This window comes from Candidatus Protofrankia datiscae, from assembly GCF_000177615.2.
Classification (GTDB): domain Bacteria; phylum Actinomycetota; class Actinomycetes; order Frankiales; family Frankiaceae; genus Protofrankia; species Protofrankia coriariae.
Genome location: NC_015656.1, coordinates 1,822,524 through 1,839,546, shown reverse-complemented (window position 1 = coordinate 1,839,546; position 17,023 = coordinate 1,822,524). Strand labels below are relative to the sequence as shown.

General features: G+C 68.9%; 18 protein-coding genes, 1 tRNA gene and 1 pseudogene. 7 read left to right on the top strand and 13 right to left on the bottom strand.

Features of this window, described 5'->3' with window-relative positions; all coding sequences use genetic code 11:
- Positions 1-269: 269 nt before the first annotated feature.
- Both FSYMDG_RS25965 and FSYMDG_RS07625 read right to left on the bottom strand, forming a co-directional pair.
- Entirely contained in the window at positions 270-518 is a 249-nt protein-coding gene (locus tag FSYMDG_RS25965; RefSeq protein ID WP_013872984.1) for a hypothetical protein, read from the bottom strand.
- Positions 519-634: 116 nt separating this feature from the next.
- Entirely contained in the window at positions 635-1,342 is a 708-nt protein-coding gene (locus FSYMDG_RS07625; protein WP_013872983.1) for an ArsR/SmtB family transcription factor, read from the bottom strand.
- Positions 1,343-1,406: 64 nt separating this feature from the next.
- On the opposite strand from FSYMDG_RS07625, the gene FSYMDG_RS07620 reads away from it, so the two are divergent.
- The 5 genes from FSYMDG_RS07620 to FSYMDG_RS24190 are packed head-to-tail and all read left to right on the top strand — an operon-like array spanning position 1,407 to position 3,819.
- Positions 1,407-1,916 (top strand): MaoC family dehydratase, encoded by a 510-nt coding sequence (locus FSYMDG_RS07620; protein WP_013872982.1) that lies wholly within the window; start codon positions 1,407-1,409, stop codon positions 1,914-1,916.
- A complete protein-coding gene (locus FSYMDG_RS30020; protein WP_157490989.1) occupies positions 1,903-2,091 on the top strand; it encodes an alpha/beta hydrolase in 189 nt (62 codons plus the stop codon). Before FSYMDG_RS07620 ends, FSYMDG_RS30020 begins: the two co-directional genes overlap by 14 nt.
- Before the next feature lie 55 nt (positions 2,092-2,146).
- Positions 2,147-2,437, top strand: a complete 291-nt coding sequence (locus FSYMDG_RS28120) for a transposase (RefSeq protein WP_043602641.1) — start codon at positions 2,147-2,149, stop codon at positions 2,435-2,437.
- 11 nt (positions 2,438-2,448) lie between these two features.
- Positions 2,449-3,345, top strand: coding sequence for an IS3 family transposase (locus tag FSYMDG_RS07610; protein ID WP_349304129.1), 897 nt, complete (start codon positions 2,449-2,451; stop codon positions 3,343-3,345).
- A gap of 18 nt (positions 3,346-3,363) precedes the next feature.
- Entirely contained in the window at positions 3,364-3,819 is a 456-nt protein-coding gene (locus FSYMDG_RS24190; RefSeq protein WP_258165216.1) for a WD40 repeat domain-containing protein, read from the top strand.
- Between the two features lie 118 nt (positions 3,820-3,937).
- On the opposite strand, the gene FSYMDG_RS07605 is transcribed toward FSYMDG_RS24190, so the two are convergent.
- The 6 genes and pseudogenes from FSYMDG_RS07605 to nadD form a co-directional block, all read right to left on the bottom strand.
- The gene (locus FSYMDG_RS07605; RefSeq protein ID WP_013872981.1) at positions 3,938-4,354 is read right to left on the bottom strand and encodes a hypothetical protein; all 417 of its coding nucleotides are present in this window, start codon (positions 4,352-4,354) and stop codon (positions 3,938-3,940) included.
- Complete coding sequence (locus tag FSYMDG_RS25955; RefSeq protein WP_131772350.1) at positions 4,351-4,602, bottom strand: hypothetical protein; 252 nt, start codon at positions 4,600-4,602, stop codon at positions 4,351-4,353. Before FSYMDG_RS25955 ends, FSYMDG_RS07605 begins: the two co-directional genes overlap by 4 nt.
- Before the next feature lie 442 nt (positions 4,603-5,044).
- Positions 5,045-5,118: transfer RNA gene (locus FSYMDG_RS07600), tRNA-Ala, on the bottom strand.
- A 100-nt stretch (positions 5,119-5,218) separates the two neighbouring features.
- Positions 5,219-5,947, bottom strand: a complete 729-nt coding sequence (locus FSYMDG_RS07595; protein WP_013872979.1) for a histidine phosphatase family protein — start codon at positions 5,945-5,947, stop codon at positions 5,219-5,221.
- Positions 5,944-6,357, bottom strand: coding sequence for a ribosome silencing factor (gene rsfS, locus FSYMDG_RS07590; RefSeq protein ID WP_013872978.1), 414 nt, complete (start codon positions 6,355-6,357; stop codon positions 5,944-5,946). Before rsfS ends, FSYMDG_RS07595 begins: the two co-directional genes overlap by 4 nt.
- A 393-nt stretch (positions 6,358-6,750) precedes the next feature.
- Positions 6,751-7,317: pseudogene (gene nadD / locus FSYMDG_RS07585) on the bottom strand (nicotinate-nucleotide adenylyltransferase); the annotation flags it as partial.
- Between the two features lie 345 nt (positions 7,318-7,662).
- Here nadD and pgm point away from each other — a divergent pair.
- Positions 7,663-9,327, top strand: a complete 1,665-nt coding sequence (pgm, locus tag FSYMDG_RS07580) for a phosphoglucomutase (alpha-D-glucose-1,6-bisphosphate-dependent) (protein ID WP_013872976.1) — start codon at positions 7,663-7,665, stop codon at positions 9,325-9,327.
- A gap of 309 nt (positions 9,328-9,636) precedes the next feature.
- On the opposite strand, the gene FSYMDG_RS25950 is transcribed toward pgm, so the two are convergent.
- The 3 genes from FSYMDG_RS25950 to FSYMDG_RS07565 form a co-directional block, all read right to left on the bottom strand.
- The gene (locus FSYMDG_RS25950) at positions 9,637-10,500 is read right to left on the bottom strand and encodes a DUF4349 domain-containing protein (RefSeq protein WP_157490988.1); all 864 of its coding nucleotides are present in this window, start codon (positions 10,498-10,500) and stop codon (positions 9,637-9,639) included.
- Between the two features lie 603 nt (positions 10,501-11,103).
- Entirely contained in the window at positions 11,104-12,537 is a 1,434-nt protein-coding gene (locus FSYMDG_RS07570) for a vWA domain-containing protein (RefSeq protein WP_013872974.1), read from the bottom strand.
- 73 nt (positions 12,538-12,610) lie between these two features.
- Positions 12,611-13,486: an AAA family ATPase gene (locus FSYMDG_RS07565; protein ID WP_013872973.1), complete on the bottom strand. Its 876-nt coding sequence runs from the start codon at positions 13,484-13,486 to the stop codon at positions 12,611-12,613.
- Between the two features lie 288 nt (positions 13,487-13,774).
- Here FSYMDG_RS07565 and FSYMDG_RS07560 point away from each other — a divergent pair, with 288 nt between their 5' ends.
- Complete coding sequence (locus FSYMDG_RS07560; protein ID WP_013872972.1) at positions 13,775-14,617, top strand: NAD(P)-dependent oxidoreductase; 843 nt, start codon at positions 13,775-13,777, stop codon at positions 14,615-14,617.
- A 121-nt stretch (positions 14,618-14,738) separates the two neighbouring features.
- Here FSYMDG_RS07560 and FSYMDG_RS07555 read toward each other — a convergent pair whose 3' ends face one another.
- Both FSYMDG_RS07555 and FSYMDG_RS07550 read right to left on the bottom strand, forming a co-directional pair.
- The gene (locus FSYMDG_RS07555; protein WP_013872971.1) at positions 14,739-15,461 is read right to left on the bottom strand and encodes an SCO family protein; all 723 of its coding nucleotides are present in this window, start codon (positions 15,459-15,461) and stop codon (positions 14,739-14,741) included.
- A gap of 84 nt (positions 15,462-15,545) precedes the next feature.
- Positions 15,546-16,724, bottom strand: coding sequence for a glycoside hydrolase family 6 protein (locus tag FSYMDG_RS07550; RefSeq protein WP_237703025.1), 1,179 nt, complete (start codon positions 16,722-16,724; stop codon positions 15,546-15,548).
- Between the last annotated feature and the right edge of the window lie 299 nt (positions 16,725-17,023).

Here is a 17,023-nt window from a genome sequence, read left to right as displayed (position 1 = left end):
CCCGCGGCCGGGTCGACGGCGCTCCTTCGCTCAGGTCTACTGGGGCATGCCAAAGCCCCGGCGAGATATAATCCTGTTTCCAGGGCCAGCGCTCCACCGGGGTATCGCATCAAGCGAACCCGACCCACACGAGAGCTCGCCCGGCGTCTCAGCCGGGATCCAGCCCGGCATGTTGGAGATCGCTCTCCCCTCCTCGACTGCGACAATCCATCACCACATTCGCACAGAGTTCGGCATGTCATGCGCGACCGACGAGCCGTTGAGCCTGGTTACTCTGCTGGGCAGACACACCGCGCGATCCTGACCTCGTCCCTGATCACACACTCCAAGTTCGAGAGACGCCCGAAGCAGGCGGCCGCACCGGTGTCAGCCAGATTTGTCAGGGAAGGACGGCGCGTGTCGTAGTCGCCTCTGGTCTCGATTGGTCCGGGGTCATCCCGGTGGATCATGTAGAGCGTTCGCGCTATGAGTGCAAGGACTACGACCACCACTACGAGCGTGAATAGTAGTCCGGCCACAGGACCTCCTCGCGGAAGTGGAAGTGCCCCCATCCAATCCGCGAAATCGAGGTCCGACTAGAGGCCAATCGTGGTCGCCTGGACCCGTTTCCGGCCAGGATCACACCGCCGGGGCTCTATCCGACTCGCACCGGGACCGCGAGCTCGGTAAGGCAGCGGCGTAGGCCGCGCTCGCCTTCATCTGTGAGATCGAGGGCGCGATCGTGGCGGCGTCGGAGGAGCCAGCCCTTGCTCAGCAGAGCTGCCAGGATCGCCGTTCCCAGCCGGCCTGCCAGGTGGGGTTGCTGCTCGGTCCAATCCAGACATCCCCGCGCAACTGGGCCTGATCCTGCCGAGAGCGTGGTGATGTCGAGCGCACGCAGAAGCTGATGGTCGAGCGTGAGCAGTTCGATGCTGTGCCGGTCGGCATCCATCGAGATGACGCCGTCGTCGAGCAGGTGCCGGGTCACGCCGACCGCCAACGAGCCGCCCAGGTGGCTGTAACAGGCGCGCGCGAACTGCAGCTTGCTGCCCGTTCGCGCCTGCGTCAACGACTCAACCGGCAGCAGCGGAGCGATGCACCCCAATGCCTCAACGGCGGCAGCGACATCGGCTGACGCGAGCACGTGCAACCGTCGACAGCCTTCGGCCCGCACGGTGATCAAGCCAGCGTCGGCCAGGTGGCTCAGGTGCGCCGACGCCGTCGACTGCGAGACCCCAGCGGCAGCAGCCAGCGCCGACGCCGCGTGTGCCTGGCCGTCCATCAATCTCAAGAGCATCGTCGCCCGAGCCGGCTCACCGATCACCTTCGCTACGGCAGCCAGGTCGTAGTCGCTCGCGTGCACGCTCCCAATCTACGACATAAATACTTCGCTGACCATCGAACTGTTTTGGGGATAGCCTTTCGCCATGGCGAACGAGACGAAGACCCGATGCCTCAGCGCGGCAGACTTCGCGGTGCCGGTTGATGATCGCTATTTCGAGGACTACGTCCCCGGCTCGGTCTACGAGTACGGACACATCACGATCACGGCCGATGAGATCGTCGCTTTCGCGCGCCAGTACGATCCCCAGTCGTTTCATACCGACCCGGAACAAGCGTCGAGTGGGCCCTTCGGTGGGCTGATCGCCAGCGGTTGGCACACGGCGGCAGTGTGCATGCGACTGTTCGTGGATCATTACCTGTCCCACGTCGCCTCCATGGCCTCGCCCGGAATAGACAAGTTACGATGGCCGCGCCCGGTCAGGCCCGGGGACGAACTGTGGTTCCGAGCCACGATTGACGCGGCACGGGTGTCGAATTCGAAGCCCGACCGAGGTCTGGTCCACACCACCGCCGAACTGCTCAACTCAGATGGCGATCTAGTGATGTCGCTCAAGGCCATGAACTTCCTCCGGCGGCGGCTTGCCGACGTCTGATCCCACCGAGTTCTCCCTACCGGTCAAGCTGCCCTCGCAACCATTGGTCATCGTTCCCGGCATGGATGACTCACCTCCTGGGCATTGGCAGTCGCTGTGGCAGGCGGGAACGCCCGGCGAATCGTGCCACGTTCGTTCGGCCAGGGACTGTCAACTTAACGGCTCTGTGGAGTGATCCCGCTTCCGTGGACAGCGAACCTGAGGTTCGCTGTCCATAGGGAAGGAGCGTCATGGGGTCAGCTCGCCGGAAGTTCACCCAGGAGTACAAATCCGAGGCAGTAAGGTTGGTGCTCGACTCGGGCCGGTCGGTGACCGAGGTCGCGAAGAGTCTGGGTATCCACGAGACCACGTTGGGAAACTGGGTGAAGAAGGCGAAGGAGAACGGCGAGACCGAGGAGCGGCCGCTGTCGGTGTCGGAGCGCGCGGAACTTGAGGAGCTCCGGAAGAAGTACGCGCAGGCGCAGATGGACATCGCCTTCCTAAAAAAAGCGGCGAGCTTCTTCGCGAGCGAGCAGAAGTAAAGTTCGAGTTCATCTCGATACACGCTCCGAAGAAGCCTGTGTCCGCCGACGGCGCGAACACCTTTCCCGTCGACTACATGTGCAAGAAACTCGACCTGTCCCGACAGGGCTACTATGCGTGGAAGAAACGCGGCCCGTCTCGGAGGGAGAAGGACGACGCCACCTTGTCGACCATGATCAGAGCTGTTTTCGACCGTCACGAGGGGCGGTACGGCGTGCGGCGGATCTTCCACGAGATCCGCCGCCAGGGCGTCGCCGTCGCCTACAAGCGGGTCCAGCGGCTGATGGCGACGATGGGCCTGGTCAGCGTGCATCCGCGTCCCCGCCGGCCGGTGACGACGGTGCAGGCCGCGGACTCCTCATCGCTGCCTGATCTTGTCGGCCAAGACTTCGCCGCGTCCGCACCGAACCAGTTGTGGTACGGCGACATAACATATATTCGCACCTGGGATGGCTGGGTGTACATGGCCTCCGTCATCGACGCGTTCTCTCGGAAGATCGTCGGCTGGGCGGTCGCCGATCACATGCGCACCGAACTCGTTCTCGACGCGCTTCGTATGGCCGTCACCCGCCGGCGGCCACCCGGCGGCGTCATATTCCACGCCGACCGAGGCGGTCAGTACACCAGCCGTGAGTTCGTCGCCTTCTGTCGCGACAACAACGTCCGAAACTCCGTCGGCCGTACCGGGATCTGTTTCGACAACGCCGCGGCGGAGTCCTTCTGGGCCACCCTCAAGAAGGAGTTCGTCCACCTCCACCCGTTCGATACCATAGACCGCGTCCGGGCGGGGATCTTCGAATATGTCGAGATCTACTACAACCGGCAGCGGTTGCACTCCTCGATCGGCTATCTCACGCCTGTCGAGTTCGAGGAAGAATTTGACGGACAAACACTTCGTGCTGCATAGTTAGGACTGTCCACGAAAGTGGGAACCCTCCAAGCACGCGTCGCGAAGTGGACCTGCCGAGCAGGCCACCTGGAGCGAACGCGACCACTCAAGCTCAGCCAGCACACCTTCACCGACCACACCAGCAGAGTCTGGACGGTGGTGTTCTCCCCCGACGGCACCCTGCTCGCCAGCGCCAGCAGCGACAACACGGTACGGATCTGGGAAACAGCCACCGGGCAACCCGTCACAACTTTGGTCACGCTACCGGCTGGCGGATGGGCCATACTCCGCCCAGATGGTTCGTACACCGTCTCCGGCGACGCTGGAGACAGTTTCTGGTGGGCGGTCAAACTGTGCCGCTTCGCCCCCGGCGAGCTCGGCCCTTACCCTTATGTCCCCACAATCCGCGCCATCCCACCGCCCTCGACTGCTCCGCAACAGCCCTCACCAAGAATATCCGAATTCCCAACGTCCAAGAATGCGGTGATCTGATCTGATCACCACCAGAGCCCGGACGGCCTGGGGTGAGATCCCCCGGGCTACCCAACACCCCGACCCAGCCCATCCGCGGTCAGGTAATTCGCTCCTCAGAGAACTCGGACAGGAGGGGTCAGACGGCTACAGAAACCTGTTCGACGAGCTTCAGGCGGCGGCTGACGGCTTCCAGGAGACCTTTGACCATAACCACATCGGAGCCGGAGGCAAGGTTCTCACTCATAACGATGCCGTCGTCAGCCGCGAAGGCAACGGTGACTTTCCGTCCGTCGCGCAGTTTTTGTAGCGCGGTTGACAATTCATTACCTGATGCGGTTTCGATCTCTATACGCTCGTGTTCGGTAAGTGGCGTGTAGACCCAGAACCCGATGTCTTCCAGATCGAGGATGCTCTGGTAAAGAAAGTGATGCCAGTCCTGAGAGAAAAGACCGAGGAGGGGGATATCATAGAAGTTGAGAACAGGGCCGTCGACCGTACTGGCTGTTGGATGCCACGGGTTGGCCCGCTCTTCAAGGGTGACAAGGTCGCTCACGTCGGGTCCTCCCATTCCGGCTCGTCGAAGCAGGCATCGAATGCCCGGCTGACATCCTCCGTCCAGTCGCCGTGGCGTCCTACCAGGGCATGATCCGGGTTCATGGGACTGGGAGCATGACGAACGTAGAAGCCCGCTGCTTCCAGTCTGCCTACTACGGTACGACGTACACCGTCGCCGCGCCTGTGGTTCAGGCCGATTGTAGTGGCTGCCTGTTTCGGCGTGACGTCTCCGATGATGACGGACACCGCCTGCTCCCGTCCCCATCGTGGCCTGCGGCGGAAAGCTGGCCCGCCGAGCGGCTTGTACCGGTTGCCGTACTGGGACAGGATCTCATGATCTCCCAGGTCACGGATAGGCAGACTCACGGAACGCAGCGTACCGGATCGTCCGAGACACAGCCGCATTGGGCCCTCTGCGTCGTTATGCCGTCAGATCTTTTGGCCGCTCCGGCCAGCCACAACACTCATAGCGGATTGGTCCCCAAGGGGACAGACACGGCAGTGACCGCATCCTCGGGAAGCAGCCAAACACATAGGCTTCGTCGTTCTCTCTACCTTATTACTCGATTACTCGACCCCCCCGGCCGGGCGAAGCCCGGCACCGGGGGTCCGGGGGTCGCCTCCCGGGTAGACATCGCGGCCACCGGCGAAGCTGACCGTAGGTCAGCGAGCACGGAAAGTTAGCCCGTGGAGCTGAGGGGATTCGAACCCCTGACCCTCACACTGCCAGTGTGATGCGCTACCAGACTGCGCCACAGCCCCAGATGTGTTACTGCCGCCCTGCCCTGCTGCCTGTCTCCCTGTCGTTCCCCCGTACCGCTTGCCTGCTTCGCACACCTTACAGGCTCTGCCGAGTTCCCGTTCAGAAGGTACTCGGCGAGTGTACCGGTTCGATGTCGGGGGCGGCCGAGGCGCCAAGCGTGGGCGGGGCGGCCCGCGCGAGTGGCCCTGCCGACGCCGCCCGCGGGGCGTCCGTCCGAGGAACGGCGCGGGTGGCGGCGAGCGGGCCACTGTTGTGCTCGAGCAGCCGGAACCGCCCGTTGGAGCGGCGCAGCAGCGACCAGCGGCAGTTCCCCAACGGGCCGAAGTGCCACCACGTCGACGGCGGTACGTCGAGCAGCCGGCCGATGAGGGCCCGGGCGGTGCCGCCGTGGAGCACCAGCACGGCCAGTCCGTCGTCGCCGGGCAGCCCGCTGGCGACGAGATCCTCCACGACGCCGATCGCCCGGGCGCCGACCTCCTCGTAGGTTTCACCGCCGCCGCGGCGGACGTCCTCGCCGCGGTGCCAGGCCGCCGCCTCCGCGGGGAAGCGCTCCGCGGCCTGCCGCGCGGTCAGGCCCGACCACTCCCCCAGTGAGATCTCGCGCAGCCGGGGGTCCGCCTGGACGGTCAGGCCCAGTTCGGCTGCGGTCGTCCGGCAGCGCAGCAGATCCGAGGAGACCACGACGTCCGGCGCGAGCGCGCGGATCGCCGGTGCCACCAGCCGGGCCTGGGCCCGACCGGTGGCGTCCAGCGGCGGGTCAGCATGCCCCTGGAACCTGCCCAGCTCGTTCCATGCGGTGCGGCCGTGGCGCCACAGCAGGATCCTCACCGGCGGCCCGCGCCGGGGGCCACCGCTTCCGCTTCCACCCGACGGGCGATGTCACGGTCGGTGAAGGTGATCCGTGGGCAGTCCTTCCACAGCCGCTCCAGGTCGTAGTACGTCCGCTCCTCGCCGTGCTGCACGTGTACCACGATGTCAGCGAAGTCGAGCAGCACCCAGCGCCCCTCGCGTTCACCCTCCCGGCGGACCGGCTTGGCGCCAAAGCCGCGCAGACGCTCCTCGATCCCGTCAACGACTGCCTTGACCTGCCGTTCGTTGTCCGCGGACGCGACGACGAAGCAGTCCGTGATGGCCAGCCGTTCGCTGACGTCGAGCACGACGATGTCACGGGCGAGCTTGTCCGCCGCGGCCTGCGCCGCTTCGAGGGCGAGCTCGACGGCTCGCGGGGATGCGGTCACGAATACACCTCTCCGGGTTCGGTGGGTCGTCGGGCTCCGGTGGATCGTCAGACCCTGGTGGATCATCGGTCGCGACCATCACCCGCGCTGGTACGGCTGGCACGTCCTTCGTCGACCGACTGTGGGCGTGTGCCAAACCAGCTTGTGTACTGCCTGTCCAGCCTGACACACGCAACACTTTCACGAGCCTGGATCTGCCCTGCGTCGGCTCAGCGGGCCCGCCGGCCTGATCGGCCCGGTTCCCGCGGGCGCCGCACCGCCGGCACCGCTGCCGCCGGCGTCACCGCCACTTCCGGTACCGGCGGCACCGGCTCGCGGACCCGCCGGATACACCAGACCCGGCGAGCCGGCCGGGCCGGTCGGAACAACCAGGCCGGTCGGGGCGGCCTGGCCGCGGGGCTGGTACAGGCCGCTCTTGGCGATGAAACGCACCACCCCGTCCGGGGTGAGATACCAGATCGGCGCCCCGCGGCTGACCCGGGCCCTGATGTCGGACGACGAGATCGCCAGCGCTGGCACCTCCAGCAGGCTGACGGCGTCCACCGGCAGGCTCGCGTCGAGCTCGAGCTGGTAGCCGGGCCGGGTGACGCCCACGAAGTGGGCCAGCCCGAACAGCTCTTGGACGTCCCGCCAGCTGAGGATCTGCGCCAGCGCGTCCGCGCCGGTGATGAAGAACAGCATGGCGTCGCTGCGCTGGCGGCGCAGGTCCCGCAGCGTGTCGATGGTGTAGGTCGGGCCGCTGCGGTCGACGTCGATCCGACTCACCGTGAAGCGAGGATTACCCGCCGTCGCGAGAAAGGTCATGAGGTATCTGGCCTCGGCCGGTGACACCTCCCGGTCGGCCTTCTGCCACGGCTGCCCGCTGGGGACGAAGACCACCTCGTCCAGGTCGAACAGGGCGGCGACCTCGCTGGCGGCCACCAGGTGGCCGTTGTGCACCGGGTCGAAGGTCCCGCCCATCACGCCGAGCCTCACGAACGGACAGTAACCGGAGCACGGCGCGGTTTCGACATCTCACCGGATGTATCACATCTGGCGGCGCCCGGCACACCCGCTGTCACGCACTGGACCTGACGAGCGAGGAAAGCGAGGAAACCACGCACGGGGACGACACGCGTGGGAGGCGCGTGGGAAAACCGGGGATCGGCGGGAAAAGCGGGACCGCGGGAAGTTCGACAACCGCCGGGGAAGCGGCCGTAACCATGCCGCCGTCGGCCCGCTAGGCTGGAAGTGCCGCAACCATTCCGGGCTGGCCGTGACCGGCGCCCGCGCCTGCCACTTCTGCTGCCCGAGGGGGCCCGCCTGATGCCGCCCAGTCCGCTCGCGGGCCGGCCCGCGCCACCCGACACCCTCATCGACGTGGACGCGCTGCTGGCCGCCTACCACGACGAGCATCCCGACCCCGCCGAGGCCTCCCAGCGGGTCGCGTTCGGGACGTCCGGGCACCGCGGATCGTCACTGCGACGCTCCTTCAACGCCGACCACATCGTCGCGGTCACGCAGGCGATCTGCGAGCACCGGGCCGCGCACGGGGTGGACGGGCCGCTGTTCCTCGGCATCGACACGCACGCCCTGTCCGCGCCAGCCCGCGACAGCGCACTGACGGTGCTGGCCGCGCACGGGGTGGACGTGCGCGTCGCCCCCGGCGACGAGGCCACCCCCACCCCGGTGATCTCCCACGCGATCCTCACGCACAACACCGGCCGCGGCGCCGTCGGCCAGACCACCGCCCGCCCGGGCGGGATCGCGGACGGGATCGTCGTCACGCCGTCGCACAATCCCCCGGCGGACGGCGGGTTCAAGTACAACCCGCCGAACGGTGGGCCGGCCGACACGACCATCACCTCCTGGATCCAGGACCGCGCGAACGCCCTGCTCGCCGACGGGCTGCGCGGCGTCCAACAGGTCTCCCTCGAGCGGGCCCGGGCCGCGGCCACCGTGCACGACTACGTGTCGGCCTACGTCGACGACCTGCCGTCCGTGATCGACCTCGACGCCATCCGCGGCGCGGGGGTGCGCATCGGTGTCGACCCGCTGGGCGGGGCGAGCCTGGTCTACTGGCAGGCCATCGCCGAGCGTTACAAACTCGACCTGAACGTGGTCAACGCCACCATCGACCCGCGGTTCGGCTTCATGACCGTCGACTGGGACGGCAGGATCCGGATGGATCCGTCGTCACCGTACGCGATGGCCTCCCTGCTGCGGCTGAAGGACTCCTTCGACGTGGCGCTGGCCAACGACGCCGACGCCGACCGGCACGGCGTCGTGACCCCGGCGGCCGGCCTGCTCAACCCCAACCACTACCTGTCGGCAGCCATCTCCTACCTGTTCGCGCACCGCGCCGACTGGCCGGGCGCGGCTGCGGTCGGCAAGACCCTGGTCAGCTCCAGCATGATCGACCGGGTGGCGGCCGGGCTCGGGCGCGGCCTCGTCGAGGTCCCGGTCGGCTTCAAGTGGTTCGTGGACGGGCTGGTCGACGGCTCGCTCGGCTTCGGTGGGGAGGAGAGCGCCGGGGCGTCGTTCCTGCGCCGCGACGGCCGGGTCTGGACCACCGACAAGGACGGCCTGATCCCCTGCCTGCTCGCCGCGGAGATCACCGCCGTCACCGGGCGGGACCCGGGGCGGCTGTACGAGGAGCTGACCGGCCAGTTCGGCGCGCCCGCCTATCGCCGGGTCGACGCGGCGGCTTCCCCCGCGCAGAAGAAGATCCTGACCTCCCTCACCCCGGCGGACCTCGACGCCAGCACGCTCGCCGGCGAGCCGGTGCGGGCCGCGCTCTCGCACGCTCCGGGCAACGGGGCGGCGATCGGCGGGGTGAAGGTCGTCACCGAGAACGCCTGGTTCGCAGCCCGGCCGTCCGGCACCGAGGACGTCTACAAGATCTACGCGGAGAGTTTCCGCGGCCCCGAGCATCTTCAGACGGTCCTCGCCGAGGCCCAGGCGGTCGTGGACGCCGCGCTGCGTCGCTGAGGTTCTCCCCCCGCGGCATCGCGGCGTCGCCGAGGCCCCCGGCGTGGCGCCCCCCGTGTCGCCACGCCAGGGGCGGGTCCCGGGGCGTCTCTCCCGCCCCGGGACCCGCCCCTGGCGTCCCCCGTGTTGTCGCGCCGTGCCACGCGGCGGCGCCACGCCGCCAGTTGCCCCTGTATTCCCGGCCCCTGTTTGTTGGCGCCGCTTGGCGACGCTGCGGAGCCACAGGTTCCGGCTTCTTTCTGTCTCCTGGTGTGACGTCCTCGGTGTGACGTCGGTTGTCCTGCGACAGTTGGCCTTCGGTGTCGTGGCCTACGGTGTCGGCGCGCCCGGGGCGGTGGGCGTCCGGGTGCGGTTGCGGATCCTCCGCAGGAGGCGGTAGCCGCCGAAACCGGCCCCGGCCAGCAGCGCGATCAGGACGATCGGCCCGATCAGACCGACGATCACGGCTACCCCACCGGTGAAACGGTCCCAGGACAGTCGCAGCGCCCCGGCCAGCCCCTCGTCGTCATTCGGGTCCGGCCTGGTCGTGGGCGTTCCCTGCTCGCTGATCCGTACCGTGAGGGTTGCCAGGTCGCTGGCGTCGGCCAGCACCTGGCGCTGCCCCTCGAGCTGTTCGATCCGCCCCTGCACGTCGTCGATCCGCTGCTGGACGGAGAGGATCTCCCCGATCGAGCCAGCCTTGCCCAGCAGGGCCAGGTAGGTGTCGCGCGAGTTGCTCAGCGCCTTCAGCCGAGCCTCAAGATCCACATATTCACCGGTGACATCCTGTGAGGAGACGGTTGACGCCCGGACCTCGCCGGTCTTCCCCACCTGGCCGCGCAGGTCGTCGAACGACCTGGTCGGCACCCGCAGGGAGACGGTCGCGCGCTGCTGGTCGTCGTCAGAGGTGGCCGAGGTCCCGCTGCTGTCCAGCGAGGCGAGATAGCCGCCCAGCCCCTGCGCCGCCGTCGAGGCGGCGGCGACCGCCGCGTCGACGCCGCCTGGCCTCACCTGTAGTGACATCGAGCCGGTCCGGACGATCCGTGGCTCGGCTCCGGCCGGCCGGGCCGGATCGGCCGCCCGCGCCGTCGGCACGGAGCCAGTGGCGATGCCGGAGCCGGCGCCGGACTCGGCCGCGCGTACGTCGCCGGCCAGGGGAGCGGACGGCGCCGCCGGCTCCCCCGGAGCCACCATCCGCGAATCGCCCGGAGCCTGCCCGTCACCGCCCACGGCGGACGACCCCGGCTGTGACGCCGGCATGTCAATGGCCGGCAGCGGGACATTCGACGATGATCCGGACGTATCCGACCAACTGCCGATCGCGACAACAGCGCCGACAACGGCAACAACCCCGACAACAACCGCCACGCCGATCAGACGCCACCTGAAAGGGCCGCGTGTGACCGCGACCCTCGCGCCTGCCAGCGCTCCCGTGACTGCCGCGCCTCCGCCAGCGCCTCCGCCAGCCGCTGTGGTTTCTCTGGCTGCCGTGCCTCTCGTGGCCGTCGCGGCACCATCACGCCGGTCCGCAGCAGCCGCCGACGCCGAGGCCGGTGGCTCCGCCACCGCCGTCGATGTCCCTCCTGGCGGTGGCGCCACCGTCGCGGGCGCCGCCGGGGCGCTGTCGGGATCCCGGACGTTCGGACCTGTTCTGACCATCCCGGTGGCCACCCTTCCGTCAGGTGTCAGCTCTCGCGCTGCCAGCTCCTGGAAGGTTGGACGCCCGCTCGGCCGTTTCGGTTCACCCCGGTTTTCCGGTCACGTCGTGAAACGTCCGCCAGGGCGGAGACGATCGGCTCAGGAGGGCAGGAGGCGTTCGATGAAGGACTGGAGCTGCTCGACGTTGCGGCACTCGACCATCTCGTCGACCAGGTCGGCGTAGGCGCGGGTGGCCGAGTCGCCCGAACCCCAGTAGGTACGCGGTTCGGGGTTGAGCCAGTAGGCGTGCCGGGCCTGCGCGCACAGCTTCCCGAACACCGGCGCGGCGGTCGCGCGGTAGTTGTTGCGGGCGTCCCCGAGCACGAGCAGGGAGGTCTTCGGGCCGACCGCGTCCGGATACCGGTCGGCGAACACCTCGAAGGCGTGCCCGTAGTCGCTGTGCCCGTCGAACCACACCAGATCGGCTCCGTTGGCTATCCGCGCCATCATGTCGCCGAGGTCGGCGCCCCGCAGGAAACGGGTGATCTCGTCGGTGGTGTCGATGAACGCGAACGCCCGGACCCGGGCGAACTGCTCCCGCAGCGCATGCGTCAGCAACAGCGTGAAGTACGCGAAGGACGCCACCGACCCGGAGACGTCGCACAGCACGACGAGCTCGGGCTTGTGCGGCTTGTGCGGCCGGTGGTGGGTCTCCATCGGCACCCCGCCGGTGGCCAGCGAGGAGCGCACCGTGCGGCGGAAGTCGAGCCGGCCGGAGCGTCCGAGGCGGCGACGCGCGGTCAGCCTGGTCGCGAGCCTGCGGGCGAGCGGGTGGACCAGGCGGCGCAGCTCCGCCAGGTCCCGCTGGGAGGCGCGCAGAAAGTCGACCTGCTCGGCCAGGGGCTTGACCGCGGTCCGTGCGACCGCGTCGGCCCCGCGTTCCTCGGCGAGCCGGCGGCGCACCTCGGTGGCGACCATCTCCTCGAAGGTGCGGATGCGTTCCATGATTGTCTGCCGGGCGACCCGTTCCGCGAGGCCGCCGGCCTCCTGCTCGCCGAGCATCGCGCTCAGCAGGTTCGCGACGAGAGTGTCCGGGGACAACGCCCGCAGGGCCCGGTAGGCGAACCAGGAGCGCCGGCCGGGCGCACCCGGCGCCGACCCGAACCTGGTCACGGCCTCGCGGGCGAGGCGACGCAGTTCCTCGTCGTCCCCGCGCAGCAGGACGTCCAGCAGTTCCCCGCGCAGGGCCTGGCGCAACAGCTCAAGATCATGATTGTTGTCGGCGGCACCGCCCGGTTGGGGCGGATCGGTTGCCGTCCCCGGCACGCCGTCCTCGCCAGCCGGGAAAGCATCGACGGACAGCCCGTCGCCGATCACCGGCGGGAAGTAGAGATCGAACAGCGTGTCGAAGGTCACCCGGTTGGTCGGACGTTTGCACATCGTCGCCGCGAACCCGGCGCGCAGCGCCTCCCTGTCGAGTGGCCCGACGGCCGTGAGCGCGCGGACAGCGTCCACGGTCTCGGCACTGCTCACCGCCATCCCCGCCTGTCGCAGCGCGGCGGTGAACACCACCGTACGGTCCAGCAGACTCATCCCGGACATCCCATCGCGTCACGCCGTGCTATGAAATAACACTCTGTGTTATTTCAATCCAGATCAGACATGATCAGTTCGAGCTGAGTTTGAGCTGGCCAATGGCTCGCGTCTGATCACTTACGTGTTTGAGAACGACACCCAGGGTGGACGCCACGGCCTCCTCGTCGAAGGTGTCGATCCCCAGCGCCAGGACCGTCCGCGCCCAGTCGATCGTCTCGGCGATCGACGGAACCTTCTTCAGCTCCATCGCGCGCAGCGCCCGGATGGTGCCGACGATCGCCTCGGCCAGTTGCTCGGGCAGCTCCGGCACACAGGCGAGGACGATCTCCTTCTCCCGCGCCGGGGACGGGTAGCCCAGGTGCAGGTACAGGCAGCGACGCTTGAGCGCCTCGGACAGCTCCCGGGTCGCGTTGCTGGTCAGCACCACGAACGGACGCTGGCGGGCGACGATCGTACCCAGCTCGGGGATGGTCACCTGAAAGTCGGAGAGCACCTCCAGCAGCAGGCCCTCGACCTCGACGTCGGCCTTGTCGGTCTCGTCGATGAGCAGCACGGTCGGGTCGGTGCGCCGGATCGCGGTCAGCAACGGCCGGGACAGCAGGAACTCGTCACTGAAGATGTCGTCATGGGTTTCGTCCCACGCCTCGTCGCGACCGGCCTGGATACGCAGAAGCTGCTTTTTGTAGTTCCACTCGTACAGCGCCCGGGCCTCGTCCAGCCCCTCATAGCACTGCAGACGGATCAGTTCGGCGCCGGTCGCGGACGCGAGGGCCTTGGCGAGCTCGGTCTTGCCCACGCCGGCCGGCCCTTCGACAAGCAGCGGCTTGCGGAGCCGGTCCGCAAGGAAAACCGTCGTCGCTATGGCATGATCCGCCAGGTAGCCGGCCGCTCGCAGCCGGTCATGAACATCCGCCACATCGGCGAAAGCGTGCTGCTGTAGCGGCATATACACCTCTTGTGTGATTCAGCCCCTCGTCCATAGTGCCAGCGATGGGCTGCCCGACGCGACCGCACAGCCTTTGCGTGCCACCGCGCGCGTCCAGGTCCACACTCTCATGAGCGGGGAGGGCCCGAAAACCGAAAAACCCGGCGATCCGGTGGCGGCGGCTTCCCAGGACCGGTGGATCCGGAGGATCCACCGGGAACCTCGACGCGGAGGAAGCACGGAAGAAACGTCGTCGCACCGGCTTCGGCCCACAGGCCCGCGGGGCAACACGTAGGGGGAGGCAGAACCATGAACGTCGCTTTTCTCGGCATGGGACGGATGGGACGGGAGATGGCCCGCCACGTCATCGAGGCCGGCCACCAACTGACGATCTGGAACCGGACACCGGGCCGGGCCCGGGAGCTGGTGGCCGCGGGCGCGCGCGAGGCCGCCTCCGTACGGGACGCGGTGGCCGGCGCCGACGCGGTCGTGCTGATGCTCTTCGACGACGCCTCCGCCCGTCAGGTGCTCGGCGACGTGGTCGCCGGCGCGCCCGCACGCACCCTCGTGATCAATACGACGACGATCGCGCCCGCGACCGGACGGGATCTCGGGCGGGTGGCCGCCACGGCCGGGCTGCGCTACGTGGAGGCACCCGTGGTCGGGACGATCGGACCGGCTCGGGACGCCACCCTGCGCGTGCTGGTCGGCGCGAGCGAACAGGACGCGGCCGCCGCCGAGGAACTGCTGTCCCGGTTCGGCACCACCCGGCACGTCGGCGGTGTCGGCGCCGCCACGGCGTTGAAGGCCGTCGTGAACCTGGGCCTGGCGCTGGCCACCGGAGCACTCGGCGAGGCGCTGCGGCTCGGATCGGACCTGGGTGTCGACCGTGACCTGCTGCGCTCCGAACTCGCCGGCGGCGCGCTGGGGTTCATCCTGAACTACAAGCAGTCGATGCTCGCCGACAACGACTTCCAGCCCGCCACGTTCACCCTCGACGGTCTGATCAAGGATCTGCGGATCGCCACCGGCTCGGCCCGCCGACCGCTGCCGATGGCCACGACCACCCTGGCGCTGGCCACGGAGGCCTCCGACGCGGGGCACGGCAAGGAGGACTTCGCCAGCCTCGCCGCCTACTACACCGCGACCTGACCTCCACCCCGGCCTGGCCGCCAGCGCGGCCTGATCTCCAACCCGGCCTGATCTCCAACCCGGCATGGCCGCCAGCGCGGCCTGACCAGCACGTGGACGGCCGCCGGCCGGCGTGGGGAGGTCAGGTACGGCCGGCGATCAGCAGCGGGATGTCGTGGACGTAGTCGGCGACCTTGGTGCCGGCGAGGTACGCGACACGGGCGGTCCCGTTCGGGCTGAAGGCCGTCACCTGCGTGCCGTGCGAAACGGTCACCGACCCGTCGGGCTGCCGCTGTGGCCGCTCAAGCGTGACGCCAAGCTGCTCGGCGTAACCGGCGACCGTCTCGAACGGGCCGGTCAGCCCGACGAACGACGGGTCGAACTGGGCCAGCCAGCTGCCCAGGGCCGCCGGGGTGTCTCGCTGCGGGTCGGACGTGACGAACACCACGGACACCTGGGCGCGGTCCGCTGGCGGCAACGTGCTCAGCGCAGCGGCGATGTCCGCCATGGTGGTCGGGCAGATGTCCGGGCAGTGGGTGTACCCGAAGAACAGCAGGGTGAGCCGGCTGGCGGTGGCCGCCCGGAAGTCGTAGGGACGCCCGTCTGTGCCGGTCAGCCGGATGTCCGGCTTGCCCAGCGGCTGCTGTAAGGCCACCCCGCGCACACCCGCGGCACCCGGGAGATCGTCAAGGTGCACCAGCCCGTTGCCCCGCTGGCCGGATGTTCCCGAGGAACCGCAGCCGGTGACCAGCACGGCGAGCAGGATGCCGGCGAGGAACGCGGCCGCGAGCGTCCGGGACCGCAGTGCCCGGAGCCGTCGTGTCCGGGATCGCCGTGTCCGGGATCGGAACCGGTGGGAGTTCACCCGTCAACAATGCACCCACCTGCGACGCGAGCGTCGCACCCACCGGGCAGCACGGTTCACCCACGCCGGCCGACGGGCGGCTGGTCAGCCGGCGGCGCGGGCGGCCAGGCTCAGTGCGTAGTCGAGCCACCACTGGCCGGCGCCGGGCCCGCCGTTGCACGTCCCGTCCGACTCCCCAGGGACTTTGATCCACAAATACGCGTCGACGATCGGATCACCTGTGTTACCGGTCGGCGCGGCGCCCAGCGCCCGGCCCGGCGGATTGCACCAGACGTTGCCGGGGGCCGGGCCGAGCCCGTTGCGGCTGGTGTCGATGACAGCGTGGGCGGTGCCACCCAGCGCCGCGGACACCGCGGCGGCATAGGCACGCTCGTCCGCCGTCTCGTCGAAGTTCGAGACGTTCAGGGCGAAGCCGCGGGCCCGGTCGACGCCGGCGGCGCGCAGCCTCGCGGCGGTGTCGGCGGCGCTGTGCCAGGTGGCGTTCCCGGCATCGAGATAGACGGCCACGCCAGCGCGGGCCAGCACGTCCACCGCGTTGCTCAGCAGCGAGTACCGGGTCTGGCGGTCGGCCGCGGACAGGCAGTCGGTCTGGGCGATCGCGTCGGGTTCGAGGATGACCGCGGCCGAGCCCCGGCCGATACCGGCGGCGAAAGCGGCGATCCACGCCCGGTAGGAATCCGGGCTACCGGCTCCGCCAGCGGAGTAGCTGCCGCAGTCACGATTGGGGATCGCGTAGGCGACTAGTACCGGCAGCGCACCGGCCGCCCGGATCTCGTTCACGCGCCCGGCGACCCTGGTCCGCACGGCGTCCGGGTTCGCGGTGTCACCGCCGAACCAGTCGGCGTGCGAGGTGTTCGCTATCCGGCTCAGCGCGGCGGCGTCCGCGGGCACGCTGTTACGCAGCCGGGCGACCGCGGCCACGGCCTCGCTGTCGGGATCGACGTAGAACCTGCTCCCGGCGAACGGATTGCCGCTGGCCGTTGCCGGCGCCGCTGGCGGCTGTGCCGGCAGCGGCCGCGCGGCGGGGGCCCCGGCGTGCCCGGCGGGATGTGTGGGTTGCGCCACTGGCGCGGCAGGGGTCTGTGCCGGCGCCGGGGCCAACGAGCCGAGAAGCGAGGCAACAGCGGTCAGCGGCCCGGCGGCCACCGTACCGACCGGGCGCGGGATCACCACGTCCACCGAGGACGAGGCCGGAGAGGTCTCGGGGAACACCACCCGTACACAACCGAAACCCGCGAATACGGCGGCGGCGACGACCGGCACCAACCATATCCATCGCGGCCGGCGGGATTTCGGACGATGCGCATGGCGGGCGGTCCGGCGCCCGGGCCTTCCATGCACCTCTGTCGACACACGACCTCCGAACGGGCGGTTGGATGCGCTGGCTTTCTTGCTCACCCCCTGTCCGTACCGGCAGTTTAGCAGCGGCCGCACCGACGGCGCGGAAAGCCGACACAGGCCAGCGCCCGCCGTCACGCTTACGCCGGAACCATGCCGGCAGCATGTCGACACGATGCCAGCAGCATGCCGGCAGGATGACGACAACGACCACCGACGACTAC

Bases quoted from the DNA above. Each gene is read 5' to 3' on its own strand.
- FSYMDG_RS07560 (WP_013872972.1), top strand. From the start codon at position 13,775: ATGAACGTCGCTTTTCTCGGCATGGGACGGATGGGACGGGAGATGGCC.
- FSYMDG_RS07570 (WP_013872974.1), bottom strand. From the start codon at position 12,537: ATGAGTCTGCTGGACCGTACGGTGGTGTTCACCGCCGCGCTGCGACAG.
- FSYMDG_RS25950 (WP_157490988.1), bottom strand. From the start codon at position 10,500: ATGGTGGCTCCGGGGGAGCCGGCGGCGCCGTCCGCTCCCCTGGCCGGC.
- pgm (WP_013872976.1), top strand. From the start codon at position 7,663: ATGCCGCCCAGTCCGCTCGCGGGCCGGCCCGCGCCACCCGACACCCTC.
- FSYMDG_RS28120 (WP_043602641.1), top strand. From the start codon at position 2,147: ATGGGGTCAGCTCGCCGGAAGTTCACCCAGGAGTACAAATCCGAGGCA.
- FSYMDG_RS07620 (WP_013872982.1), top strand. From the start codon at position 1,407: ATGGCGAACGAGACGAAGACCCGATGCCTCAGCGCGGCAGACTTCGCG.
- FSYMDG_RS07565 (WP_013872973.1), bottom strand. From the start codon at position 13,486: ATGCCGCTACAGCAGCACGCTTTCGCCGATGTGGCGGATGTTCATGAC.